Source organism: Paenibacillus sp. FSL M7-0420, from assembly GCF_038002345.1.
GTDB lineage: Bacteria > Bacillota > Bacilli > Paenibacillales > Paenibacillaceae > Paenibacillus_AQ.
Map to the genome: position 1 here is coordinate 6905722 of NZ_JBBOCJ010000001.1, position 24990 is coordinate 6930711.

The following is a 24990-nucleotide window of genomic DNA, read 5'->3' on the forward strand; positions in this document are numbered from 1 at the left end:
CTGTAACGCTAAAAGCGGTATTTATTCAGCGGGCAGATACCGCCAGCCCCCGTAGGCCGTAACGTTCTCGGCACCGGTAGCGGCATAGCCTTCGCAGATGAAGCCCGTCACTTCGCGGCCATCGGCAAGCGCTACCCGTCCCAGGCCCAGCGGAGCCGGGATGAGCGTGGCGAACGCGCCCAGCGCTTCCACCGGCATCTGCCACAGCTCCAGCTCGACAGCACTTCCCCCTGCCGCCTGTCTCAGCAGGCCCGGCTTAGCCGGTACGGTAGGGAGCTTGACCAGCTCATAGCAGGCAGCGGTCCGCGCCTCCTGCCAGAAACGGGCGCCATGCTCCAGCATCTGCTTCTCCAGCGGGAAGCCGCGCATATGCAGCCCGCAGACCGCCAGAGTAACCATGCCGGACGATGGTGATTCGTCACCGGCAGCAGCGCCGCCATCCTCCCGCCCCGGCGAATCCCCCTCCGCCAGCAGCTTCCCCGCTCCGGCAAGCAGAGGCTCGCTGTCCGCCAGAGCGAACAGCGTAATGCCGAACGGCAGGTTCTCCGCCGCTTCCCCGGCGGGAATTGCCACCGCCGACAGATCGAGCAGGTTGCAGTGATTGGTGTAGCGGCCCATATCGGAGTTGGCTCCTACCGGGTTCGCCGCCACCTGCTCCCGGGTCCAGGTTCCGCCGCAGGTCGGCAGGACCAGCACCGCATCCCGCAGCAGCAGCTCCGCTTCCCGCTTATACCGCTGCAAGCGGTGCATGGCCTGGAACAGGCTCGAAGCAGTGTGGCTCTCCGCGGCCCCGGAGGAGAGAATCGACTCCGTCACCGGCAGCACAGCTTCACGGTGACTCTCTACGAATCCGGCCAGATCCGCCCAGCGTTCGGCTACCCAGGGGCCCTCGTACAGGATGGCTGCCGCTTCGGAGAACAGCGTACAGTCCACCCGTTCAACCGGTAGCCCCAGCTTCTGCACCGCCGCTTCGGCCCGTTCCCAGGCCCGGCGGTATTCGTCCGCATGGGGCCCATAGAAGTCCAGCGGCGCTTCCGGCAGCAGCAGCTTCCCCGGCAGAGCGGCTCGGCCCCGCTTCACGGAACGCGACCACAGATCGGCCGCATCGAAGCCGCGTGCTGCGCGGTCCACCGTTAGCGCATCCTCCAGATTGTGCGCGAATACGGTGACACAATCCAGGCTGGCGCACGCCGGTACTACACCGCGCACCGGCCAGGCGCCCAGGCTGGGCTTGTAGCCGACCAGCCCGTTCAGCGCGGCCGGCACACGGCCCGAGCCGGCAGTATCGGTGCCCAGGCTGAACACCGCCTGGCCCCGGGCTACGGCAACCGCCGAACCGGCGCTGGAGCCGCCGCTGATGTATTCGGGACGCAGGGCATTATGAGTCGCGCCGTAAGGGCTGCGCACACCGACGAGTCCGGTGGCGAACTGGTCCAGATTGCTTTTGCCGACAGGGATCGCCCCCGCAGCCACCAATCTCGCCACAACCGCTGCGTCGGCTTCCGGCTGATAAGCGAATTCAGGACATGCCGCCGTCGTGGGCAGCCCCTTCACATCGATGTTATCCTTCACCGCGAATGGAATGCCCCACAAGGGATGCTCCTGCGGATTCAGCTCTCGGAGCGCTTCCAGGAAGGGGCTGATCTGCGCCTCGGCGGGCGGTTCAATCCAGATGTTCATGTCCTTGTCCCGCGCAGCGCGGCGGATGATCTCCCGGATAACCTCCTCCGGGGTCAGTGCGCCGTTCAAATACTGACCCCGCAGCCAACCGGCAGTCAGCTTCGCGGGCCATTCTGTTGTTGCTGTCATCAGGCTTCATCTCCTTCTCTGCGTATCGGTACCGGACCTGCGGCCCTTGCCCATCTCATGCAGCTTCAGGGCGAGCTGCAGCTCCAGCATATCGTCACCGTCATCCTGGCTTAATCCCAGCAGCTCGCAGGCCCGGTCGATCCGGTAGGTGACCGTATTATAATGTGTGAACAGCTCGCCTGAGGTCCGCTTGACGTTGCGGTTGCACTTGAAATACAGCTGGAGCGTCTGGAGCAGCGAAGCATTATGCTTGCGGTCGTACTCCAGCAGCGGAGCAATATACTGATCCCTGTACTCGGTGACCTCCTCCAGCTCGGGCAGATGGTACAGCAGCCGGAAGACACCCAGCTTCCGGTAATCGACATAAGACCCGCTGTAGCCGCTGATTTGGCGGATGCGGGCGATTTTGCGGGAGGATTCATAGCTGAACCGCACCTGATCAGGGCCGTCCGCAAGATCGCCAATACAGAAGGCACAGCTCCCGCTGACAAACACCCGGTTCATCTCGGCCAGCAGACGCCCCAGCGTCTCCTCCAGCGGAAGCTCCGGCTGCTCCGGCACGGTCAGCACCAGTTCCCCTTCAAGGATGGTGAGCTTCACATGCTGAAGGTCTGCCCGGGCACGCACCCGCTTCACTACCTGCTGCAGCTGCTTAAGCTCCGGCTTATCCTCCAGCCATCCGGCGGTTACAGCACGCAGCGGGCGCTCCGGGAGCGGGCAGCCGCAGGCCGCGCCGCGCAGCTTCAGATCCTCGGCAGTAGCAATCCGCCCGCTGATCCAATCCTGCAGGAACTGGTCCACATACTTCAGTTCCACTTCCCGGCGGGCCCCGGCGTTGATCATCTCCAGGCCTACCAGCACACCGACCCGGTCAATCGTTAACTGATCCACTACCGACAGCTCGCTGTTCCACTCCAGCAGCACCAGCAGACACTGGTCTGCCCCCTTGTCATTGACGGCCGAGACATAGGCACGGATTCGCCGTTCTCCAACTGTGAGGAATGTAATGCCGAGACTGCCTTCCTGGCGAAGCTGTATCCAGGCCGGAAGCTGCTCTTCCAGCTTCAGCGCTTCCGCCTGCGGAGAACAGAAGACCTGATCGGTATCATCCAGCAGGACGACCGGATTATGCAGCATGCCGTCCAGGGTCAGCAGGAAATCCTCAATCCCGTCGCCATGGAGAAGCTGCTTCGACAGCTTCTGGAAGCGGCTCTGCAGCTGCGAGAGCTCCCGCGCCTCCTGCACCAGCACCCGCTCCATAATGTCGCGGACCACATCGGAGAAGGAGGTGGAGGCGGGCAGCTCGAAGATCGGGAAGCCCAGCTGATCCGCGAGTTCCAGCGCCCTCGGCGGAATCTCATCGATATAACGTTTGGTTTTGATCCCGAGCGCGGACACCCCCTTCTGGTTCAGCTGGGGAATAATCTCCGCGATCAGCTCCGGCCGGTTATGAAAAGGGAAGCCGCTGGTAATCAGGAACTCTCCCGGACGGACCCAGTCAATGACATCGGGAACCTCCATTACATTGACCCGGTTAATATAACGCCCAAGGCCCCCGGCTCCGGCCAGCAGGGCCGCTTCCTTCAGGTCGGGAATCAGCAGAATATCGCTGCAGGTCAAACCGGTAATTACATTGCTGCCCATGGCTCCGCCGCCTTTACTATAGCTTGGAAGAATAGATATCCTCGATTAGGGTAGTGCCGAAGAAGCTGTTAGTCGGCACCTCCGCCTCCGCCGGTACAAAAATACTGATCTGCTCCGAAGGAGAATCCCCTGTATTCCTGACAGAATGGACTACGCCCGCAGGCACATGGAACGTATCTCCGGCCCGGTAGCTGTACCACTCCCCGTCACATAGCAGCTTGACCTCTCCTACGGTAATATGAATGATTTCGACTACATCATGATAGTGCGGCAAGACCTGGCCGCCGATCCCCAGCTTCTCCCACAGAATCGAGCTCATCCGGATGCCCAGGCGGTCCGCCTCGGTTGCCGAGACAATCTCCCGGTGATACAGCTCTATGTGATTCGGCATAAGCTCCCATGTCATATCTGCTGCTGCCAGCACTTTCGTTTCCTGTGTATGCATATTCGATTCCCCCATGATGGATAAAATGTAGTTATATATCAGCTCCGCTACCTGCGGCGGAACACAGCCGCCACCGGCCCTCCGCCCTTCGGCCCCTGATGCTCGCCTCCGCCGGAGACGTAGATCATCGGGTCGCCGCCGACATAGGCCAGCACACCGCCGACTACAGCCCGCGCATGGCGGGTATGATTGATATCCGAGTCATCCAGCATGATATGGCGGCGTCCGCGGATAATGCCATCGGGATCGGCTTCAGCCTTGGCCAGCACCTGCACCAGCTCTTCACCGGGATACCGGTCCAGCAGGCCCTGCAGCGCAGCGCCATCCACTGCATCCTGCATCACGGCATGGTCGATGTGGTACGGGCCATCCGCAGACAGCGAGTTCCCGAACACAATCACTTCGCAGCAGGACAGCTCACTGCCCGCCGAAGTGGAGGCTACCGCGCTGAATTGCTTCCAGTCCGTGCAGATATCTTCCTCCTGTAGAGCCGCACGATCCACCTCACCCAGTGCTACCCCGGCACCCAGTGCAGAAGCGCCTCTGGAATACCCCATCGATTTGTACGTATCCTCTGTCACCAGGGACGCCTGACGGCTATGTGCCTCATAGATCTGTTCAGCGGTTAGCAGCGGACACTTGATCTGTACAAAATGCACATCCTCCGGTGAGGTGATGCCCGCATCCTTAACCGCGCGGGTCACGGCATCCGCCACTTCGTCCACCTGAATAAGTCTTCCCAGCTCCCCCGGCTGGAAGCTCCGGGTTCTTGCCACACCAATGGCGAGCGACTTCAGGCCATCAGCGGCCACCCCCGGCTCCCCCTGTCCGCTGCGGCTGATAACCGTGAAATGCGGGCTGAGCACCCCTTCCGTACCTCCGGACATCACATAAGAGATGCTGGCAGCTCCTCCTTTTGCCGCTTCAGCAAAGAATCCTTTCAAGGCCATCACAGCATAGCCCCGCGTAAAATCATTCACACAACCGTTGCCCTCCGTCTTCCCCAGCACCGCGACCACTTCCTCCGGCCGGAACAGCCCCGCTTCCACCGCTGCGCCAAGGCCCGACATATCATGCGGCGCACCCGCAGGGATACGGATAACCGAGCAGTTCATCATAGATCATCGCTCCTTGTCCAGAAAATAACCCGTTTCTCCAGCAGCCCGATACACCAGAACAGCAGCAGGCCGCAGAGCGCCGAAGCAATAATGGCCGAGAACATCACCGGCGTATCCATATGATAGGAAGAGACGAGCACCACATAACCCAGCCCCTTATTCGCTCCGACGAATTCGCCAACTATGGCTCCGACAATGGCGAGCGAGGTGGAGATCTTCAGGGCAGAGAAGATATAAGGCAGACTCGTCGGCAGCCGCAGCTTCCAGAAAATTTCACTCTTCGTCCCTTTGTAGGTCGAGAACAGCTCCCAGGCTTCGTATTCAATCGCCTTAAGACCCTTAACACTATTCACCAGAATCGGGAAAAAGCAGATCAGCATCGAAGCGATTACCTTCGAGGTATACCCGGTCCCCAGCCAAACGACCAGCAGCGGGGCCAGCGCCACCAGCGGCGTAGTCTTAAGGGCGATGGCAAGCGGGAACATCCCCTTCTCAATTGGCTTGGAATACACGAAAATCACTGCGGTAGCCAGGCCGAGGATATTGGCGAGAATGAACCCGGTCAGCGCTTCGCCCAGCGTAACCAGCGTATGCGACCAGAGCGAGCTATTAATTGCCGAGACTACCTGCGTAGGCGCAGGCAGCAGATACATAGGCACCGACAGGAGACGTACAGCCAGCTCCCAGAGAAGCAGGAAGCCGAGCGCAAACGTGACCGGGTACAGGGTGTCTTTGATTTTGACCGTCATAGATGCTTCACCCGCTTTCTCAGTTCCTTGACAATCCGGTGGAATTCCGGCAGCTCTTCCATGCCCGCCTCACGCGGGGAGGGCAGCGTCACCGGAATGATATCCGTCACACCGGCGGGCCGGGGAGACATCATCACGACCCGGTCTGACAGCAGCGCGGATTCATGTATGGAATGGGTAACCATCACAATGCTGCTTAGACTGGTCTCCGGGCTCTCCCACAGCCGCAGCAGCTCGAAATTCAGCTTCTCGCGTGTCAGCTCATCCAGCGCGCCGAACGGTTCGTCCATCAGCAGCACCGTCGGATCGGCAGCCAGGGCCCGGGCAATCGCCGCCCGCTGCTGCATCCCGCCGCTGAGCTGATGCGGGAAGTGGTTCAGATAATCCTGCAGACCGACCAGGCGCAGGGCACTTTCTGCTTTTTCACGCGCCTCGGCTTTACTGAACTTCTTCTTCTCGCCCAGCTCCAGCGGCAGCATGACATTCTGTAGCGCACTGAGCCACGGCATCAGGACCGGCTTCTGAAAGACCATGCCCAGGGACAGATCCGGGGAGGCATACGCCACCTCTCCACCGGCTTCCGGGCTTAATAGCCGCAGCATTAGCCGGAGTGTTGTGGATTTCCCGCAGCCGCTCGGTCCAAGAATCGAAATGAACTCATTGCGGTATACATCAAGGCTGACCTTATCCAGCACAGGCACGTTGCCGAAGGAAAGAGAGCAGTTGCGCAGGGAGAGCATGGTTTCCCGGGTACCGGGATGCTGCGCGGCGGCAGTATCCAGCTGTTCTTTGATCGCTGTTGTCATTATCGGGTCCCTCCTTATTTCAAAAACTCATTGGTGAACAATCCGCCGGTATCCTGTTCCTTTTTCACAAATCCCAGCTCGACCAGATTCTTCTGCAATGTCTCCCAAGATGCCTCGTCCATTGAGCCCAGCGGGAGCTTCTCCGGATCAAGCAACGGAATGCTGGCCTTCATCATATTGACCTCATGCTTCAGATCCAGCTTCTCGCCATATTTCAGACCGAATTCTGCCGCCTCTTCCGGATGCTTCACCGCATAATCCCAGCCCTGCATAGACGCCTGCACGAAGCTTGCGACCATCTCCGGGTCCTTCTTGATGACAGACTCCGTGGTGAATAAGGTATCGGCATAGAAATTGATGCCATAGTCGTTCGGGTCGATAATATTCACTTCCTTGCCCTGCTCCTCTACAGCCAGCACTTCATTAATGACATAGCCGGGCCAGGCCTTGACCTGCCCGGTCAACAGCGGACTCAGATCGTATTTGACCGGCATCTCTTCGATTTGCGAAGGGTCGATGCCCGCGCTTTTCTCCATGGCCCGGAAGGTCAGCTCTTCGTTGCCGCCCAGCTTAATGCCTACCTTTTGCCCGACAAGGTCCTCCATCGTCTTGATCCCGGACTCTTTGAGTGTGAACATGACGAACGGGGTTTTGCGGTAGATCGCGGATAACGCTTTGACAGGGACGCCTTTCTCTCTGGCGATGACGACCTGGTCGGCACCCGTAACTCCGAACTCCTCACTGCCGGAAGCTACCATCTGCACAGCGGGGAAATCCGAGCCCCCCGGGCGGATCTCAACATCCAGCCCCGCTTCTTTATAGAAGCCTTTTTCCACCGCGGTATAAAAGCCGGCAAACTGCGCCTGGTGAATCCACTTCAGCCGGAGCACCACCTTCTTCAGCTCGCCTGAGCCTTCCGCTCCCTGGCCTTCGGCCTTACCGGCTTCCGTAGTGTTACCGCAGGCGGTCAGGAGCAGCATCAGCGAGGTTAACAGCATCAGCGCTTTCGTTCTGGACTTGTTCCACATGGTTATTCCCCCGTTTATGAATGATTTAGTATTGCTCCAGCGCACGCAGCACCGCTTGTGAATCACTTACACTGCCGAACACCCCGCCCTGCATTTGAACCATACTCAGCGCCGCCAGGTGATTCGCTTCATCCGTCGCTCCCGTGCAATCCGCAAGAATCAGACACTCGTACCCGCGGTCATTGGCTTCCCGCATCGTGGTGTGTACACAGACATCGGTAGTAATACCAGTCAGAATCAGATGGGTAATTCCTTTATTCTTCAGGATCAGGTCCAGGTCCGTTGCGTAAAAGCTCCCTTTGCCCGGCTTGTCTATAATGTACTCTCCGCCAGCAGGCGCCAGCTCCTCAATGATCTGCCAGCCGCGCTCCCCCCGCACGAGGATTCGTCCCGCCGGTCCTTCGGAGCCGATCTCGGCCCCAATCTGGCGGCTGCGCCACCGTTTGTTCGCCGGCAGATCCGACAGATCCGGCTTATGCCCCTCGCGGGTATGGATCACGGTGAACCCTTCAATCTCCCGGATACGTGCCAGCAGCCGCTGAATGGGCTGAATCGCCCTCGCTGTTAATGAGAGGTCATAACCCATTCTCTCGACGTAACCGCCCTTGCCGCAAAAATCCGTCTGCATGTCGATAATCATCAGCGCTGTCTTCGCCGGGTCCACAGCCCCGTCATAAGGCCAGATGTAAGGTGTTGCTGCAATCTGCATGGTTTATGCTCCTCTCCTGATGTCGCTATCTCTATTAATGTTATATTAGTTAACATTAATTCGCGTTTCCTTGGTATGAGTTAGATTATATTACAATGAATTTGGGATGTCTTCGGTTTTATTACGAAATAATACACTGAATGTTTGTGTTTATTTACATAGTTAACATATACATAACATTTATACTCGCAATACTCCTTATCAAAAAGGAACACTCCGGGTCTTACCAAGCCCAGAGTGTCCCAACAGTTCAATGCTCACACTTTCCTCCTTCTGCCTCTTCCATAAGCTGTAAGCGCTGGGAAACCAGTTTTTTTGTCGAAATAGAGCTGCATATTTCGAGTTTTTTGATAAATAGGCATAATATAGTTGAAAAATAGCTCTTTAAGTACTAGAATTAAGCTTGTTTGCAGAAGTTAATGACGCATAAGAACTATTTATGATTCTTTTTGTCGATTGCAGTCGACCACTATTCATTGCCTCTACAGGATGTATATCATTGATCTATTTCTAAAGGCAAACTCCCCGAAAGGGCAGGACGCAAAGCTATGGGCCTAAGAACGCCAGAATCTGCGTTTACGGTTGCCAGGCTGCCAATAGAGACCACTTAAGCCAGCTGTTCAGGAGGGGAAGCCTCCCAGGCTTGATGATGTTCTTTTTCTGTACGAATTGCCATTGATCATACGAAAAAGTGAGGTTACAACCATGCCGCAGCAGGATATCGAACCAAGCCGATATGAATTCGTAGAGTCCCTGATGCTCGAACGTAAAGGTCTCCTGGATTCATTCTCTGTGGAGGGCCGGACTTCTGACGGGACAACTGGAGATAAGAATGGAATTATCCTCGTGCAGGACAACCAGATATTTATTACTCCCCCGCTCCCCGGAGGTGCTCCCGCCCGCATTTCTGCGATCCACCCTGTTGTCCTGAAGATCAACTGGAAGACCGTTACAGAACCAACCGAGGTGACCAGGGCGGATTATATCACTTGGGAGATCTGTGAGAAGCCGCAATATGAAATTACCGTATCGCCTGACAAGCTCAAGGTCCACTTCACTTTATACCGTGCAGAGAAGTACGCCTGGAATCTGGTCAACTGTCCTGCCGCCTTCGAAGCGGTTGTCCGTGCCCAGCCCAATCCGGCGATGCTGCTGTCCACGCTCACCATAGAACAGATTATCGCCTCACTGGACAACCGTTTTATTCTGCGCAACCTGAACATTCCCGCCCTGTACGCGGAGCTGGAGAACCCTACATATCTTCCCGTTTGCATCGCTGAAGGAAGATCCCCGCTGCCCGGCAAGGAAGCCCGGCTGGAATTCCTGCTGCCGGAGCATACACTGGAGGGGAACCGGATGCTTCAGGGACAGGGAGCCCCGGGTCAGAAGCCTGAGGATACCATGGAGTATCTCCGTTTCCCGGGGGCCCCCTTTACCTTTGCAGGCGAAGTCTTCGCCCGCAAACTGCCGCCCGAAGAAGGCATTCCCGGCCTCGATACAGACGGAAGGGTACTGCCCCCTCCCCCGCCGCAGGATCTCTACTTTGCTGCCGGTAATCATGCCAAGCTCCTTCCCTGCGGTCATATCGTGGCCCGGCATACCGGCAGACCCCGCATCTGCGGAGGAAACAGCAGCGTCCGGATATGTGACTTCCCTCCGGCCTGTCTGCTGACCAGCGAGATGACCGATCCTGCGGGCGATGTTATGTTCGCAGGTGACATCATTGTACCGGGAGATCTGGAAGGACCTGTACGGGTTGAAGCCCTCGGGAATGTGTACGTCTATGGCGATATCCGCCAATCTACAATTATAGCCACCGGCAGTATTTACGTTAGCGGCCAGGTCACCGGCAGCGGCCTGTACGCCGGACACGCCGGGGTACTGCAGCATCGTCTGCATAGCCTCGCAAGCCTGCTGCGGACAGAGACGGACGGACTGCTGGAGGCAGCGCGCCAGCTGGCCAAGAATGTGGAATCCCGCCAGCAATCCGTGAATTACGGCCTGGTAGTCATGCTGCTGCTGGAAGATAAATACAGCCACCTCGGCAGCCTGATCCGTGATCTTCAGGCTGCCCTGAGCCGTATGAACGGAGAGTTCGGCTCCGGCACAGACCCGCTCCGGCAGATGCTTGAGGTATTCGCCCATCCGGGACAATTCACCGGGTACATCACAGACAGTGTGCTAAGCCGCTTCTCCAGGCTGCTCCTCAAGCTGAGCGAGGAGATTGAGCTGCTCCAGGAGGAGCATGCGGTAATTAATCTTGCCCGGTCGCAGGAGAGCCGCCTGGAGTCCGGCGGCAAGCTGCTTGTGCGTGATTCTGCTAAGACTACTACTATATAAGGAGAAGTGAGCGCGTGAGATATAACCGTCTGGGCAATAGCGGCCTGCAGGTGTCCGCCCTGGGTCTTGGAACCAATTCCTTCGGCAAACGGGCAGATCAGGAGACCTCGGTCCGCATTCTGCACACCGCTATGGATCAGGGCATCAATTTCATCGATACCGCCAATATCTATGCCGGCTCTGAATCGGAGCGGATCATTGGCCTTGCGCTTGAAGGCAGACGCCATAACGCTGTGCTGGCGACCAAGGCCGGATTGCCGAAGCATGAGGGACCCGGCGGCAGCGGCTCTTCGCGCCATCATCTGATGCAGGAGCTGGAGGGCAGCCTGCGCCGGCTGAAGACCGACTATGTGGATCTGTACCAGATTCACACCTTCGACCCCTACACACCGCTGGAGGAAACACTGCGCACGCTGGATGATCTGATCTCCGCAGGCAAGGTGCGGTATATCGGAGCCTCCAATTATGCCGCCTGGGAGCTGATGAAGGCGCTCGGAATCAGCGAAGCGCGTAACTGGGCGAAATACATCTCTATCCAATGCAGCTATTCGCTGGCTGACCGCACGCCCGAAGCCGAGCTGCTTCCGCTCTGCCTGGATCAGGGTCTGGGCATCATCCCATACTTCCCTCTGGCGGGCGGCATTCTTACCGGCAAATATGCCGGCAGCAGCAGTGCCCCTGCCGGCTCCAGAGCAGAGACCGATCCGAACTTCCGCCGCTTCCTTACCCCGGAGCGCATCTCGCTCGGGGAGCAGGTTCAAGCAATTGCGGAGGAGATGGGCACTTCACCTGCGGCTCTATCCCTGGCCTGGCTGATGAACCGGCCCGCCGTCTCCACGGTGATTGTCGGCGCAACTGCAGTAGAGCAGGTACAGCATAATCTGCAGAGTCTCTCTGCTTCACCGGATGCAGGAACACTTGAGCAGCTTGACCAGGCCAGCGCCGCCCTCCGCACCGGCGAGCCGTTTGCAGTCTACCGGCTGCCGTAAACGCTGACGGTGATGTTCATATCCATACACAAAAGCGAGCCTCCGTATACGGAGACTCGCTTTTGTGTATTTTGGCTAATGCTGAATCTGTATGGTATTAGACCGCAGCAATGAACCGCTCCATGTCTTCCTGTACGGTAGTAATCCCGCCGATACCGAAGGTATCGACCAAGACCTTGGCTACATTAGGCGACAGGAACGCCGGAAGTGTAGGACCCAGGTGAATGTTCTTCACGCCCAGATGCAGCAGCGCCAGCAGTACGATGACCGCCTTTTGCTCATACCAGGCAATGTTATAGGAGATCGGAAGATCGTTGATATCCGCCAGACCGAACACTTCCTTCAGCTTAAGCGCTATAACCACAAGGGAATAGGAGTCATTGCACTGACCGGCATCAAGCACGCGGGGAATTCCGCCGATATCGCCAAGCGCCAGCTTGTTATATTTGTATTTGGCACAGCCTGCGGTAAGGATCACCGTGTCACTAGGCAGCTCTGCTGCGAAGTCGGTGTAATAATTCCGGCTCTTCATCCGTCCGTCGCAGCCGGCCATGACGAAGAATTGCTTGATGGCGCCGCTCTCTACCGCTCCAACCACCTGATCCGCCACATTCATTACAGCCGCATGCGCGAAGCCGCCGATAATCTCGCCTGTCTCAATCTCCACCGGAGCGCTGCAGCTCTTGGCCTGCTCGATCAGGGGTGAGAAATCCTTCTCTCCGTCCGCGCCTGCCGCGATATGCTGAATTCCCGGATACCCGGTGTTGCCTGTCGTGTACAGCCGGTCTTTGTAGCTGTCCTTCGGCGGCACGATGCAGTTCGTGGTCATCAGAATTGGACCATTGAAGCTGGCAAATTCCTCATTCTGCTTCCACCATGCATTGCCGTAGTTGCCAACGAAATGGCTATACTTCTTGAAGGCCGGATAGTAGTGGGCCGGCAGCATCTCACTGTGCGTATACACATCCACTCCGGTACCCTCGGTCTGCTTCAGCAGCGCCTCCATATCCTTAAGATCATGACCGCTGATCAGAATACCAGGATTCGTGCCCACACCAATGTTCACTTTGGTAATCTCAGGGTTGCCGTAGGCTGCTGTGTTCGCACGGTCAAGCAAGGCCATCACATCCACGCCGAACTTGCCGCATTCCAGCACCAGAGCCGTCAGCTCACCGCCGCTCAGACTGTCATCAAGGGCAGCAGCCAAGCCTTTTTCCATAAAAGCATGGGCTCCTGCTTCATAGAAGCCCAATACCGCAGCATGCTCCATGTAAGCAGCCATCCCCTTCAGACCGTAGGTCAGCAGTTCGCGCAAGGAACGGATATCCTCATGTTCTGTAGCTAACACACCTACCGTTACCGCCTTGTCCATCAGCTCTTCATCAGTCCCTGCATTCCAGTTCGCCGCGTCATGATCAGACAGATACGCCGCCACTCCGGCATCCGCCACCCTGCTGCGCCACGTATCCCGCAGGGCCAGACCCTCGCGGATCTTCGCGGTGAAATATTCCGGCACAAAGTTGGCATTGGTAATCGTAGCGAACAAGCTCTCTATAATAAATCTCTCCGTCACCGGATCAGTAATCCCCAGCTCACGCCCGCTGCGCGCGAAGACGGCAATGCCCTTAAGTGTATACACCAGAAGATCCTGCAGATTCGCTACCTCACTGGTCTTGCCGCACACCCCCTGAATCGTACAACCCGTCCCCTTAGCTGCCTCCTGACACTGGAAACAAAACATTTCGCTCATTGCCTGAATCACTCCTTATCATTAATGGAATCGCTCTGTGCCTCGCCTTTACAGTTACCAATAATTGTAGTAGACTTTCGTCTATCAATCGGTAACGAATGTTACCAATCACAACACATCGGGAGGAAAAGTATGAGACCGGAGCCTGCTTCGCTGCAATCCTGCCTGCTATTTCGCGGAAAGTCCGTAGAAGAGATCGAACAGCTGCTGCATACGCTGGCTTACGCTGTCAGCTCCTACCATAAGAAGGCGATTATTCTGGCAGAGGGCGATCCGGCGGACCGGCTTGGGATTCTGCTCTCCGGCCGCATTGAGGTGCAGAAGACACACCCCACCGGCAGCAGTGTGACCATCGCGCATCTGAAGGAAGGGCAGACGATCGGCGAAGCCGTATTGTTCCGCAGGAATAACACCGTGCCCGCTACGGTTACAGCCACAGGTCCCTGCAAGGTGATGTTCATCAGCAAGCAGGAGCTGCTGAGATTATTCGCGGCTGACACCGATATCCTCACCCGCTTCATCGAGAATCTGTCCGAGCGGCTGGTGCTCGTGAACCGGAAGATTGAGAACCTGTCCGCCGGACCGCTGCGCCGCCGTATCGTAGACTTCCTGCTGGAACAGGGAGAACAGCAGGAATCCGATACCCTGAAGCTTCCCTTCAGCCGGAAGGAATGGGCTGAGCATATGAATACCGCCCGCCCTTCCTTGTCGCGGGAGCTGGGATTCCTGCGCGACCAGGGCTGGATCGAATTCAAGGGCAATGAAATCACCCTGCTGAACCGGAGCCGGATGCATGATTACATCCAGACTCTGCCCTCTTCGGCAGGCAATCTATAGGAACCGCAAATCACCAAGGAGGATACAAGCATGCCACCATACACCGCACAACAGATCGACCGGCTGCTGGCTGAGCACAGACAATGGTTCACCGGCGGAGTCACGAGAACCCCCGGCTTCCGGCTGGAGCAGCTTCAGAAGCTGAAGGATGCCATCTCACGCAATGAAGCCCGGATTATCGCTGCACTGAACCAGGATCTGCATAAAAGCGAGTTCGAGGCTTACGCCACAGAGATCGGATTCACGCTGGACAGCATCGGCTATATGATGAAGCACCTGCGGCGCTGGATGAAGCCGGTGAAGGTAGGCTCACCGCTGCACCTGTTCCCGGCACGGAGCAGAATCATAGCCGAGCCTTACGGGACGGTGCTAATTATCGGGCCGTTCAACTACCCGTTCCAGCTGCTGATCGAGCCGTTAATCGGCGCCATTGCCGCCGGGAACTGCGCCGTACTGAAGCCTTCCGAGAGTACACCCGCTACCTCCGCTGTCATCGAGGATATGATCCGGGAGACCTTTGATCCCGCCTATATCCGGGTAGTACAGGGCGAGAAGGAAACGACGAATCTGCTGATTCATGCGGCGTTCGATTATATTTTTTTCACCGGGAGTGTGCCTGTAGGCAGAATTGTCATGGAAGCGGCGGCGAAGAACCTGGTGCCAGTCACCCTTGAGCTGGGCGGCAAAAGCCCCGTAATCGTAGACCGGAGCGCCGACCTGGAGACCGCCGCGAAGCGGATTGTCTGGGGGAAGCTGATCAATGTGGGGCAGACCTGTATTGCGCCTGATTATCTGCTGGTCCATAGCGAGGTGGCAGCGGAGCTGATCGAACGGATGAAGCGCTGCGTCACCGATTTCTATGGCACTGATATCCGGCATAACACAGACTATGGACGGATTGTGAATGAACGCCAGCTGCGGCGGATCGGGGAGATGCTGGAGCGGGACCGCGATAAGCTGATTCTGGGCGGGACAGTGATTCCTGAGGAGCTGTACATCGAGCCGTCCCTGATCTATCCGGCGGATTGGAGTGACGCTTCCATGGAGGACGAGATCTTCGGGCCTGTGCTGCCGATTATGGAGTATACCCGGCTGGAGGAGGCCATCCAGAGTATCAATGCCCGTCCGAAGCCGCTTGCCCTCTATCTGTTCACCCGCGATAAGCAGGTGGAGCAACAGGTAATGACTGAGGTGTCCTTCGGCGGCGGCTGCATTAACGATACCATCTCCCATGTAGCCAGCACCCGGCTGCCGTTCGGCGGTGTCGGGAATTCCGGGATCGGCGGCTACCACGGCAAATACAGCTTCGACCTCTTTTCCCATCACAAAAGCATTGTTAAGCGGGGCACCCGTCTTGATCTCGGCATTGTCTACCCGCCCTACGGCAGCAAGGTCAAGCTGGCGCGGAAGCTGCTGAAATAGCGCTAACTTACCTCAACCCGCCATCCGCCCAGCGACCCAGCCCGCGACCTCTTTCTCTGGAATAGGCTTGCTGATATAGTAGCCCTGAATCTTGTCACAGCGGGTCCGCTCCAGAAAAGCAAGCTGCTCCGGGGTCTCCACCCCTTCAGCCGTAACGTTCAGTCCCATATCATGGCCGATGGTGACGATGGAGCTGGCCAGCGACCTATTGTTCGGGGTATCGATGCTGTCGATGAAGGACTTGTCGATCTTCAGGGTAGTAATCGGGAGCTGCTTCAGATAGCTGAGTGAGGAATAGCCCGTTCCGAAGTCATCCAGCGCAATGCCAATGCCCCTCTCCTTGAGCGCCTCCAGCTTGGAGCTGATCGCCTCGAAGGATTCCATGAAGATCGATTCCGTAATCTCCAGCTCCAGATGCTCCGGCGCAAGCCCGGTATCCTCCAGCACGCTCAGCACCATCTCTGTGAAGTCATCCTGCATCAGCTGAATGACGGAGATATTGACCGAGATATGATAGCCCTCATAGCCCTGATTCTGCAGATCCTTGGTGAACCGGCAGGCAGCCCGCAGCACCCACTCCCCTATGGGGATGATCAGGCGGCAGTCCTCGGCAATGCGGATGAAGGATAAGGGGGAGACGAAGCCGAGCACCGGGCTGTTCCAGCGGATCAGCGCCTCGAAGCCCCAGAGCTCACCGGAGCCGGTATCCACCAGCGGCTGGTAATGCAGCGACAGCTCATTATTGGATACCGCGCTTCTTAAGTGATTCTCAATAATCATCCGTTCGTCAAAATACTGCTGCATCTCCTGCCCGTAGATCATATAGCTGCCTTTGCCCGCTTCTTTGGCCTTGTACATGGCAATGTCTGCATTCTTCAGCAGCTCTTCCGCACTCTTCCCGTTCTCCGGGTATTGGGCAATCCCGATACTGGCCGAGATATGCACCACACTTGCATGAAGCTGGAATGGCTCCATGAAGCCCTGTACCAGTGAATCCGCATAGCGGATCACCTCTCCTGCTTCCGCCACATCCTTGAACAGAATCACAAACTCATCGCCGCCGAAGCGAAAATGCTTACTGCGCCCGTCAGAGCGGCTAAGCAGCCGTTCCCCGACCTGCACCAGCAGCTCATCCCCGAAGGTATGGCCCATGGAGTCATTAATGTACTTGAAGTTATCGAGATCCAGGAAGAACAACGCCGCATGTCCGCCGGAATGCTCTTCAATGAATTGTTGCAGCTCCTCGGCTAACGACAGCCGGTTCGGCAGACCGCTAAGCACGTCATTATAAGCCAGCAGCCGGTATTTCTCCTCACTGGTCTGCAGCAGCGCCTGATTCTCCACCACCTTGTTATACTGCTCCAGCAGCTCATCCTGCAGGGCAGTCAGCTCCTCATAGGTCGATTCCAGCTCCTGATAGCTCGTCTGCAGCTTACTCTCATAACCCTTGCGGTCCGTGACATCCACCATCGACCCGGCAAACCGGATATATCCGCCGCCCGCATTACGCAGCACCTTGCCCCGGGCCTGAAACCACTTGTATTCGCCTGCCTTGCTCCGCATCCGGTATTCAGCGTAGTAGTAAGAAGAACGACCCTCCAGATGCTGGATACGCAGCCGGTTCTCCTGCTCGGCATCCTCCGGATGGAGAATATCCCGCCAGCCGCCGCGGCTCTCATTAAGCTCATCCCGGGCATATCCCAGCACCTCATACCAGCTGTCCGAGAAATAATAGATCATGGTAGACATGTCAACGTCCCAGATTACCGCATCTGAGCCGTAGGTTGCCAGGCTGAAGCGTTCATTGCTTTTTTCCAGATTGCTTCTGATCCTTCTGACCAGCTGCACATAGAATAACAACACCATAATGAAGGCTACCAGCACCGCAAAAGCAGCCACGATGCTTAGAACCAGCACCTTGTAGGTCTGATAGAAGGAGAACGGCTCGTTAATCACTTCGCTGCCCTTCGGCAGCTTATCCGGTGATATCTTGAACCGCTGCAGCTCATTGTAATCAAACACCTTGCGTACATTGCTGTCGGTCACCACCGGGATATCCCCGGCACGCTCCCCCTTCAGGATACGCAGTGCCAGATCGGCCGCCGTCTGCCCCTGCATTCTGCCGCTGATCAGGCTCCCGCCGAAGGCGCCGTGGTTCAATGCAAAATCATAGATATGGTACACCGGAACACTGCTGCTCTTGCCCAGCTCGCTTGCGAACCTGTCGAATTCCACAATTCTTCCGGTAGAGTCACTATAATATGTAGTCATCAGCACAATACTGTCCGGGGACAGCGCCGCTGCCGTGGCTGTGATCTGTTCCATGGACAAGCGGTTCATGGGGAACAGCTCAAGCCCCGGATTCAAGGCGCTAATCTGATCCATCACCATCCGGCCGGTTGACAGTCCGCTCTCCGAATTATCGAAGACGACATACACCTTTTTCAGCGAAGGGTTGAGGTCCATCGCCATACGGATGGTGGGTGCCGCATCGATTTTCTCAATAACGCCTGTCATGTTGCTCAGGTCCCCGATACTGGACACCCCCAGCTCATTGACCCCGCTGAAAATAACCGGAGCATCGTTCAGAAGCTCATGGCGGTACTTCATTGCGAAGCTCAGGGCCGCATCGTCCGTTGTAATGATCGTATGAATAGGGATGTTCTGATATTTGAAGCGGATGGTTTCGTAGAAATGTTCGAGGTTCCCCTGCGTGGGGTACCTTTTCCAGTCCATGTATTCGGTGTAGATGACGGGAGGATTAGCTGTGCCCTTGAGACGTTCCTCTATTCCGGCACTTTGGTCATCAGTCCAAGCAAAGCCCTTCTGATAGGAATGCAGCACCAGCACGTTCCGGGCGGGAAGCTCCCCGGCTGCGGCGTATGCAGCTCCTGCCGGTCCTGTTATACACAGGAAGATCAGCAGAGGCAAGAGCAAGCTTCTTAACAACCTGAGATGAATATGATCTACACTCATTCGCACACTCCCGTTCATCTATCTATAATCGGAATCTGACAAGTAGAAGGATAATGTATACATGAGGCTTCATTACGGGGACTGCTTTGATACAATTATAGGGGGTAAAGGTGTTTTTAGAAACAACAAAAAGCGACAGCAGCCGCCGATATTGGACAGAGCAGACCGCTCACGTTAGAATGAATCTGCAGTTGACTGCTCAGACAGGAGGCCAGGCCATGCCGACCATCAAAGACGTTGCGCTGAAGGCTGGCGTATCGGCAACCACCGTATCCCGGGTACTGAACAACAGGGGTTACTTAAGCGAGGAATTGAAGCACAAGGTGCACCAGGCGATGGAGGAGCTGAATTACCGGCCGAACGAACTGGCCCGCTCCCTTAGCCGCTCGAAATCCAACATCATCGGACTGATTATTCCGCATGTGTCTTTGCCTTTTTTCGGCGAATTGACCAGTCATATTGAGGAACATGCCTACCGGGAAGGCTATAAGCTGCTGCTCTGCAATTCGTGGCAGGACAAGCAGAAGGAACAGGAATACATCCACATGCTGCGCGCAAGCCGGGTAGACGGCATTATTATGGGCAGCCATACGCTGGAGGTGGAAGCCTACCGGCAGATGAATCTGCCGCTGGTGACGTTTGACCGCCAGATCTCACCGGATATCCCTTATGTCTGCTCGGATAATTATGAGGGAGGCAAGCTGGCTACCACTCTTCTGATTCAAAAAGGCTGCCGGCACCTCGCCCATATCGGCGGGCATCCCAAGCTGAATATCTTATCCCATCTACGCTGCGTGGCCTTCGAGGATATGGCGAAGCAGCACAGCCTGGAGTATGTCACCCTCCATACCGACAACAACAGCTTCGACTTCGAAGCTTACGAGCAGCTGCTCGGGCAGCTCTTTGCGGAGCATCCTGAGGTGGACGGGATTTTTGCGGGCAGTGATATCATCGCCGCCTATGCCCTGAAGGCCTGCCGTACCAGAGGACGGCGCGTCCCGGAGGATGTGAAGATCGTCGGCTATGACGGCATCGCGCTCCGCAGCCTGCTCGACCCGCATATCACCACCATCCGCCAGCCGATGGAAGCGATCGGCAAGCTCGCCGTGGACCTGATCCTGCAGCAGGTGCAGGGCCAGAGCGTGGCCGCAGCGCACATTCTGCCTGTGGAGCTGGAGGAGGGGGGGACTACCTGAGAGGGCATCTACTTGAAGGGCTACTATCGAACAAATCCCCATACATCGCCGCGACAGCAAGCTCCAGTGTGTCAGGATCAAGGACAACAAATTCATGGTCACGTGGCGACTTACTAAAGAACAACCAGCCTTGCGGCAAAATCTTAATTAGAACGTTCTTCAAATAACAAATAACGGAAAAGCTCCTCTCCTTCCTTCTCGAATGCATCAATTAGACTGAAAATTAAAGTTGTGGACTGGCGGCGTGCGTTAAGCCAACGGGCAGAGCTTAGACTTTTTTATGAAAAGAGGGTTTTGTGGTATTATATGTAATTATGAGTTGCGAAATAAATGGAATGGGGATTCAAAATATGGAACGTAAAATTCAACTAATGGAAACCTACGTAAATATCGACCTTGGAAACTCACCCTTTTTAAAAATAGATAAAGGGTTGCAAATTCCATACTCTTTCATCAAGGGAATAACAACAGGCAGACCGATACCAAATGCTTTTAAACTATATGGTGCTTTATTAGGAGAAAAGAGAAATGGGTTATTTAGATCAAAAGGTGGTTTTCAACTGCACTTTTTTGAGAATGAGCTAGAAACTCTTCATTTCGATTTGGATAGCTTTAAAGTTGGTAAATTCAAAATATCAAAGTTGATCATTGGCATTAAAAATCCTGAAGAAATAAGTAGAAATATTTTCGAAAGAGTTGAATTAACGTCGAATGATAGTTGAACAAGTATAGTACTACTCCGGCACTCTGCTTTTTCCTAGAAGTAAGGATCTTTTTTGCCCTGACGGCTTCACCGCTCATCTTTGCCATAAGCTCTCTTGCGAGATATTCTGCTGTCTTTGCTCTTCATGCGAACGCATCGGTTTCCTCTCTCCTTTCGGTTTTGCCCTTCCGGTTTCTGGCGTTCCTTACTCCCGTACTATGGCATCTGCTGACTATGATTTTGTCATGTTGTGATGACTCATCCGACTATCCCTACCTCAAATTGAGTTCGTATACCTTGGTTCGTGCATTTACCTCCAGCTTCCTTCAGATTCCGCCTCGCGGCGGACACCCTTGCTCTTGGCTAACGGTAGGCGTTCGCCAGCCCCCGTTCGGGACTTTCACCCTAGTGATGGCGCCCATGCTGGGCGTACACCGAAAGAAGGGGCTGTCTCAAAAGTCATGAAATGGCTGCTTGTGACAGCTCTTTATTGCGGAGTGGGACCAACATGAGCACTTAGGTGGACGCTCCGCAAACGGACCGCTGCTTAAGCGGGAAACCACTCATCCATGCAAAAAAAGAAACAAAAAAATCGCTCAGAGGGCGTTCGGCAGTTGCGTAAGGAGGTGTTGCCTTAAAAGACGACCCATTAGCTGTACGCTGAATGACAGAACCGGAAATTGCTTGGACAACTGAAGAACAATCGAGGCTCCCGGAGATTTCTGCAAGTGGCTGTCGTCGCTCATAGAAAATTACTTTTGGGACAGCCCCTTCATTTCTCCATCGGGCCTGTTTCCGGCCGATTCAATGGGATTTATCCCCTTCATTTTCCCATCCGGCCCGTTTCCGGCTGATTTAATGGGATTTATCCCCTTCATTTCCACATCCGACCCGTTTCCGGCTGATTTAATGGGATTTATCCCCTTCATTTCCCCATCCGGCCCGTTTCCGGCTGATTTAATGGGATTTATCCCCTTCATTTCCCCGTATAGCCCGCTTCCGGCCAAAGCCGAAACAGAAGAGGCTGCCCAAACAGCCATTGCATGGCTATGGGACAGCCCCTTGTTTAATCTCATAGTAAGTGGTGTGTTGCATGAACAAAATCGACTTTTGAGTAATTAACGTTCTATTCCTCGCCAGCACATTGTATTCGCTTTTTCGCATACATTTGGTCCACTAGCCCTCGCTTAACAAATTGTATTCGCTTTTTTGCATATATTCGGCTCACTAGCCCTCGCACTAGCATAATATGTTCGGTTTTTCGCATACATTGCGGCAGTGTGCCTTCTCGCAGCACAATGTGTTCGGTTTTCGGCATACACCCTGCCACGCCCCTGCTCCCTGACTGTACGGACAGCAATCCCACTGCCCGATGCCGCCTACCGCCAGCGGCTAACGCGCGAACAGCTCAAGCAACTTCCCAGCGTCTAGCTCCGCCGTAGAGGGCAGCACCAGGTCGGCCGCGCCAAGCTTCTCGGCCTCCCCTATGCCCACAGCCTTCATGCCCGCCGCGCGGATCGCGGCCACGCCTGCGGCTGCATCCTCCACGCCGATGCAGTTGCCCGGCGCAACACCCAGCCGCTCTGCCGCCTGCAGGAAGATCTCCGGATCGGGCTTGCCCTTCCGGAGCGCAGCCGGGTCGGCAACGGCCTGGAACCACCGGGCTGCGCCGAGGCGCTCCAGAATCAGCGGCGCATTCAGGCTGGCCGAGGCCAGCCCCACGGAGATTCCCCGCTCGTGCAGGGAATCGAGCAGCTCCCTGATCCCCGGCAGGAGGTCCGCCGGGGTGATACGGCCGATCATCTGCCGGTAATGATCGTTCTTCTGCTCCGCCAGCCGGAGCTTCCCGGCCTCAGGCAGCTTCGCAAGGCCGCTACCCTCCAGCACAATCTCCAGCGACTCCATCCGGCTGACGCCCTTCAGCCGTTCATTCTTTTCCCGGCTGAAGGGTATACCCTGCTCATCCGCGAGGGCCTGCCAGGCCAGATAATGAGCCTCGGCGGAATCCGTAATCACGCCGTCGAGATCGAAGATTACGGCCTCCAGCCGGTGCGCCAGCGAAATCCTCACCGGCTCCTGCGGAAGCAGCCGCAGCGGCTGCTTCTTATGCCTGATCCCAAGCCCCGTCCCCTCCAGCAGCGTATACAACACGGCCTCACGGTCAACGAAGACATCCAGCAGCTGACCGCCCACTGTAACCTTGAAGCGGTAGCTCTCCCACTGCTCCGGCAGAGCCGGATCGAAGCTCAACTCTCCGTCGTACAGCCGCATGCCGCCGAAGCCGTTCACAATTGACATCCATGACCCGGCCATCGCCGCCATATGCAGCCCGTCCTTGGCATTGTAGTTGATATCGTCCAGATCCATCCGTACCGTGCGGCTGAAATAACGGTATGCCCCGGCCAGATCGCCGATCTCCGCAGACATAATACTGTGGATGCACGGAGACAGCGACGAGTCATGCGTCGTCAGCGGCTCATAATAATGGTAGTTGCGCAGCTTATCCGCCAGGCTGAACTTGTTCCCGAGCAGGAACAGAGCCATTACCAGATCGGCTTGCTTCAGCACCTGATGCCGGTAGATCACCAGCGGGTGATAGTGGAGCAGCAGCGGATACTTATCCGCAGGCGTATGATCGAAATCCCATTTTTGCTTATTCAGAAAGGTGTCATCCTGGGCATAGATCCCGAGCTGCTCGTCAAAAGGAATGAACATCCGTGCTGCGGCCTCTCTCCAGCCCTCCGCCTCTTCAAGAGTTAGCCCGATCGCCTGCCGCAGCCGTTCGTAATCCGCCGGATACTCCCGCTGAAGCAGCAGCGCCGTCTCATAGGCATACTGGAGCTGATCCTGCACCATGAGGTTGGTGTAAGCATTGTTATTCACAATCGCCGTATATTCATCCGGCCCTGTTACTGCATCAATGCAGAAGGCCCCTCCGCGCGCGGGGTTGTAGTGGCCCAGATCGGCCCAGAACCTTGAAGTCTCGAACAGCATCTCCGCACCCCGGCTAACCAGAAAATCCATATCGCCAGTGGCCTGGATATATTGCTTCAGGCCGTAGGCAATGTCGGCATTGATATGCGCCTGGGCAGTGCCTGCGGGGAAGTAGGCGGAGTTCTCCTCGCCGCCAATGGTCCGCCACGGGTACAGCGCCCCCTTCTGCGACATGACCGCTGCCCGCTCTCTGGCCTTGCCGAGCGTAGCATAACGGAATTCCAGCAGCGCACGGGCGATCTCCGGCTGCGTGAAGGTGAAGAACGGCAGCATGTACATCTCCGTATCCCAGAAATAATGCCCCTCATAGCCTTCGCCGGTTAAGCCCTTGGCTCCGATATTCGTTGCTCCGTCCCGGCCCACGGATTGCAGCAGCTGATAAGCATTGAAGCGGATGCCCTGCTGGAGTGCAGGATCACCGCTAATCTCCACATCCGCATGTGCCCAGTAGCTGTCCAGATACGCCTGCTGCTCCCCGGCCAGACCGGCGAAGCCCAGCTCCATGGCCAGCGCCAAGACTTCAGCACTCCGGCCGGGCAGCTCCTCCTCCCTGTAATCCCTGGAGGTATGATACGTTATATATTTGGTAAGCGTCACCGTCTCTCCGCTGCGGACAGCAGCGGCGTAACAGACGGAGATGCGCTGCCCGATCAATTGGTGGCTCATCTCGCGCCCGGACTTCGCCTGCAGCGCATGGCTGACAGCGGTCAGCAGCGCAAACCGCGTGTGGCGGGTGCGCTGCTTCATCCACAGCTTCCGGGCGGCAGCGTCATATCCGGTATCCTCCAGCAGCAGGCGGGACTCGCCGCCGCCCGCCCCCAGCCTCGGGTCACCGGTAACCTCAGGCCGGGCAATCTCGCCGTCCACCGCTGAATCGAACTTCAGTGTCCCGGAGAAGTTCAGCGCCGTCACCGCATAGTCGATAGCGGCCAGATGCTTATGCGTCAAGGCAACCATCCGGCGGATCACCAGCAGTACCCGGTGTCCGTCGGGAGACTCCCACTCCAGCTCCCGGTGCAGCATACCGCTCCGCATATCCAGCCGGCGCTTATACCGGTGCAGCTTCCCCTGATCCAGCCGGAACTCATGGCCTTCGATGCTCAGCCGGATGATACGGGCATCGCTCACATTCAGCATGGCCTGGTTGCGGGAGGGGTACCCGAAGGCCCCCTCAGGATAGACAACCGGCTCAGAATCAAAGAAGCCGTTCAGATAATTCCCGGCTACCGAAGCCCCAGCCTTGCCGTGATAGCCTTCCTCGAAATTCCCGCGCATGCCGATATAGCCGTTGCCTAGTGCGAAGACACTCTCGCTCCGCTGATTGTATTCATCCTCGTAGTGTTCCTCTTCGATACTCCACTCCCTGTAAGGATATAGGGCGGGAGGATGCTCACAGGACTTCATCTTTATGTTCATCTCCGTGCGTATCTCCGTACTTATCTCCGCACTGATCTCCGGTCTCATCTTCGTATTCT

The 24990-nt window shown here is 56.4% G+C and carries 19 protein-coding genes and 1 riboswitch; of the genes, 6 read left to right on the plus strand and 13 right to left on the minus strand.

Features of this window, described 5'->3' with window-relative positions; translation table 11 throughout:
• Nucleotides 1-21: 21 nt before the first annotated feature.
• The 8 genes from atzF to biuH are packed head-to-tail and all read right to left on the minus strand — an operon-like array spanning nucleotide 22 to nucleotide 8308.
• The gene (gene atzF, locus MKX51_RS29610) at nucleotides 22-1809 is read right to left on the minus strand and encodes an allophanate hydrolase (protein ID WP_340994845.1); all 1788 of its coding nucleotides are present in this window, start codon (nucleotides 1807-1809) and stop codon (nucleotides 22-24) included.
• Between the two features lie 6 nt (nucleotides 1810-1815).
• On the minus strand, nucleotides 1816-3453 hold the full coding sequence (locus MKX51_RS29615) for a PucR family transcriptional regulator (protein WP_340994846.1): 1638 nt from the start codon (nucleotides 3451-3453) through the stop codon (nucleotides 1816-1818).
• Between the two features lie 16 nt (nucleotides 3454-3469).
• A complete protein-coding gene (locus MKX51_RS29620; RefSeq protein WP_340994847.1) occupies nucleotides 3470-3898 on the minus strand; it encodes a cupin domain-containing protein in 429 nt (142 codons plus the stop codon).
• Between the two features lie 47 nt (nucleotides 3899-3945).
• On the minus strand, nucleotides 3946-5016 hold the full coding sequence (locus tag MKX51_RS29625) for a ring-opening amidohydrolase (protein ID WP_340994848.1): 1071 nt from the start codon (nucleotides 5014-5016) through the stop codon (nucleotides 3946-3948).
• Complete coding sequence (locus MKX51_RS29630) at nucleotides 5013-5765, minus strand: ABC transporter permease (RefSeq protein ID WP_340994849.1); 753 nt, start codon at nucleotides 5763-5765, stop codon at nucleotides 5013-5015. Before MKX51_RS29630 ends, MKX51_RS29625 begins: the two co-directional genes overlap by 4 nt.
• Nucleotides 5762-6571, minus strand: coding sequence for an ABC transporter ATP-binding protein (locus tag MKX51_RS29635; protein ID WP_340946354.1), 810 nt, complete (start codon nucleotides 6569-6571; stop codon nucleotides 5762-5764). The genes MKX51_RS29630 and MKX51_RS29635 overlap by 4 nt, the downstream gene beginning before the upstream one ends.
• A 14-nt stretch (nucleotides 6572-6585) precedes the next feature.
• Nucleotides 6586-7599 carry an ABC transporter substrate-binding protein gene (locus tag MKX51_RS29640; protein ID WP_340946352.1) on the minus strand — a complete coding sequence of 338 codons (1014 nt, stop codon included), beginning with the start codon at nucleotides 7597-7599 and terminating at the stop codon, nucleotides 6586-6588.
• 25 nt (nucleotides 7600-7624) lie between these two features.
• On the minus strand, nucleotides 7625-8308 hold the full coding sequence (biuH, locus tag MKX51_RS29645) for a biuret amidohydrolase (protein WP_340946351.1): 684 nt from the start codon (nucleotides 8306-8308) through the stop codon (nucleotides 7625-7627).
• A 505-nt stretch (nucleotides 8309-8813) separates the two neighbouring features.
• Nucleotides 8814-8906, plus strand: a riboswitch (cyclic di-GMP riboswitch).
• A gap of 107 nt (nucleotides 8907-9013) precedes the next feature.
• Between biuH and MKX51_RS29650 the strand changes: the two genes are divergently transcribed.
• Both MKX51_RS29650 and MKX51_RS29655 read left to right on the plus strand, forming a co-directional pair.
• Nucleotides 9014-10648 carry a flagellar assembly protein A gene (locus MKX51_RS29650; RefSeq protein ID WP_340994850.1) on the plus strand — a complete coding sequence of 545 codons (1635 nt, stop codon included), beginning with the start codon at nucleotides 9014-9016 and terminating at the stop codon, nucleotides 10646-10648.
• A gap of 14 nt (nucleotides 10649-10662) precedes the next feature.
• Nucleotides 10663-11637, plus strand: coding sequence for an aldo/keto reductase (locus tag MKX51_RS29655; RefSeq protein WP_340994851.1), 975 nt, complete (start codon nucleotides 10663-10665; stop codon nucleotides 11635-11637).
• 97 nt (nucleotides 11638-11734) lie between these two features.
• On the opposite strand, the gene hcp is transcribed toward MKX51_RS29655, so the two are convergent.
• Nucleotides 11735-13387 (minus strand): hydroxylamine reductase, encoded by a 1653-nt coding sequence (gene hcp, locus MKX51_RS29660; protein WP_340994852.1) that lies wholly within the window; start codon nucleotides 13385-13387, stop codon nucleotides 11735-11737.
• 132 nt (nucleotides 13388-13519) lie between these two features.
• Here hcp and MKX51_RS29665 point away from each other — a divergent pair, with 132 nt between their 5' ends.
• Together MKX51_RS29665 and MKX51_RS29670 are read left to right on the plus strand one after the other, a co-directional pair.
• On the plus strand, nucleotides 13520-14224 hold the full coding sequence (locus tag MKX51_RS29665) for a Crp/Fnr family transcriptional regulator (protein ID WP_340946345.1): 705 nt from the start codon (nucleotides 13520-13522) through the stop codon (nucleotides 14222-14224).
• A 30-nt stretch (nucleotides 14225-14254) separates the two neighbouring features.
• The gene (locus MKX51_RS29670) at nucleotides 14255-15646 is read left to right on the plus strand and encodes an aldehyde dehydrogenase (RefSeq protein WP_340994853.1); all 1392 of its coding nucleotides are present in this window, start codon (nucleotides 14255-14257) and stop codon (nucleotides 15644-15646) included.
• 12 nt (nucleotides 15647-15658) lie between these two features.
• Here MKX51_RS29670 and MKX51_RS29675 read toward each other — a convergent pair whose 3' ends face one another.
• A complete protein-coding gene (locus MKX51_RS29675) occupies nucleotides 15659-18622 on the minus strand; it encodes an ABC transporter substrate binding protein (protein ID WP_340994854.1) in 2964 nt (987 codons plus the stop codon).
• Between the two features lie 218 nt (nucleotides 18623-18840).
• Between MKX51_RS29675 and MKX51_RS29680 the strand changes: the two genes are divergently transcribed.
• The gene (locus MKX51_RS29680; protein ID WP_340994856.1) at nucleotides 18841-19818 is read left to right on the plus strand and encodes a LacI family DNA-binding transcriptional regulator; all 978 of its coding nucleotides are present in this window, start codon (nucleotides 18841-18843) and stop codon (nucleotides 19816-19818) included.
• On the opposite strand, the gene MKX51_RS33285 is transcribed toward MKX51_RS29680, so the two are convergent.
• Nucleotides 19811-20026, minus strand: a complete 216-nt coding sequence (locus MKX51_RS33285) for a hypothetical protein (RefSeq protein WP_445322041.1) — start codon at nucleotides 20024-20026, stop codon at nucleotides 19811-19813. The two genes, MKX51_RS29680 and MKX51_RS33285, sit on opposite strands and share 8 nt — an antisense overlap.
• Before the next feature lie 142 nt (nucleotides 20027-20168).
• On the opposite strand from MKX51_RS33285, the gene MKX51_RS29685 reads away from it, so the two are divergent.
• The gene (locus tag MKX51_RS29685) at nucleotides 20169-20540 is read left to right on the plus strand and encodes a hypothetical protein (RefSeq protein WP_340994857.1); all 372 of its coding nucleotides are present in this window, start codon (nucleotides 20169-20171) and stop codon (nucleotides 20538-20540) included.
• A 733-nt stretch (nucleotides 20541-21273) separates the two neighbouring features.
• Here MKX51_RS29685 and MKX51_RS29690 read toward each other — a convergent pair.
• Nucleotides 21274-21501, minus strand: a complete 228-nt coding sequence (locus MKX51_RS29690) for a hypothetical protein (protein WP_340994858.1) — start codon at nucleotides 21499-21501, stop codon at nucleotides 21274-21276.
• Nucleotides 21502-21913: 412 nt separating this feature from the next.
• Nucleotides 21914-24979: a beta-phosphoglucomutase gene (gene pgmB, locus MKX51_RS29695; RefSeq protein WP_340994859.1), complete on the minus strand. Its 3066-nt coding sequence runs from the start codon at nucleotides 24977-24979 to the stop codon at nucleotides 21914-21916.
• Nucleotides 24980-24990 lie beyond the last annotated feature (11 nt).

Coding starts and splice junctions, on each gene's coding strand:
- MKX51_RS29640 (WP_340946352.1), bottom strand. CDS start 7,599: ATGTGGAACAAGTCCAGAACGAAAGCGCTGATGCTGTTAACCTCGCTG.
- MKX51_RS29685 (WP_340994857.1), top strand. CDS start 20,169: ATGGAACGTAAAATTCAACTAATGGAAACCTACGTAAATATCGACCTT.
- MKX51_RS29675 (WP_340994854.1), bottom strand. CDS start 18,622: ATGAGTGTAGATCATATTCATCTCAGGTTGTTAAGAAGCTTGCTCTTG.
- hcp (WP_340994852.1), bottom strand. CDS start 13,387: ATGAGCGAAATGTTTTGTTTCCAGTGTCAGGAGGCAGCTAAGGGGACG.
- MKX51_RS29670 (WP_340994853.1), top strand. CDS start 14,255: ATGCCACCATACACCGCACAACAGATCGACCGGCTGCTGGCTGAGCAC.
- MKX51_RS29615 (WP_340994846.1), bottom strand. CDS start 3,453: ATGGGCAGCAATGTAATTACCGGTTTGACCTGCAGCGATATTCTGCTG.
- MKX51_RS29690 (WP_340994858.1), bottom strand. CDS start 21,501: ATGAAGGGGATAAATCCCATTAAATCAGCCGGAAACGGGCCGGATGGG.
- MKX51_RS29665 (WP_340946345.1), top strand. CDS start 13,520: ATGAGACCGGAGCCTGCTTCGCTGCAATCCTGCCTGCTATTTCGCGGA.
- MKX51_RS29635 (WP_340946354.1), bottom strand. CDS start 6,571: ATGACAACAGCGATCAAAGAACAGCTGGATACTGCCGCCGCGCAGCAT.
- biuH (WP_340946351.1), bottom strand. CDS start 8,308: ATGCAGATTGCAGCAACACCTTACATCTGGCCTTATGACGGGGCTGTG.
- pgmB (WP_340994859.1), bottom strand. CDS start 24,979: ATGAGACCGGAGATCAGTGCGGAGATAAGTACGGAGATACGCACGGAG.
- MKX51_RS29625 (WP_340994848.1), bottom strand. CDS start 5,016: ATGATGAACTGCTCGGTTATCCGTATCCCTGCGGGTGCGCCGCATGAT.
- MKX51_RS29650 (WP_340994850.1), top strand. CDS start 9,014: ATGCCGCAGCAGGATATCGAACCAAGCCGATATGAATTCGTAGAGTCC.
- MKX51_RS29630 (WP_340994849.1), bottom strand. CDS start 5,765: ATGACGGTCAAAATCAAAGACACCCTGTACCCGGTCACGTTTGCGCTC.
- MKX51_RS29680 (WP_340994856.1), top strand. CDS start 18,841: ATGCCGACCATCAAAGACGTTGCGCTGAAGGCTGGCGTATCGGCAACC.
- MKX51_RS29620 (WP_340994847.1), bottom strand. CDS start 3,898: ATGCATACACAGGAAACGAAAGTGCTGGCAGCAGCAGATATGACATGG.
- atzF (WP_340994845.1), bottom strand. CDS start 1,809: ATGACAGCAACAACAGAATGGCCCGCGAAGCTGACTGCCGGTTGGCTG.
- MKX51_RS33285 (WP_445322041.1), bottom strand. CDS start 20,026: ATGCATTCGAGAAGGAAGGAGAGGAGCTTTTCCGTTATTTGTTATTTG.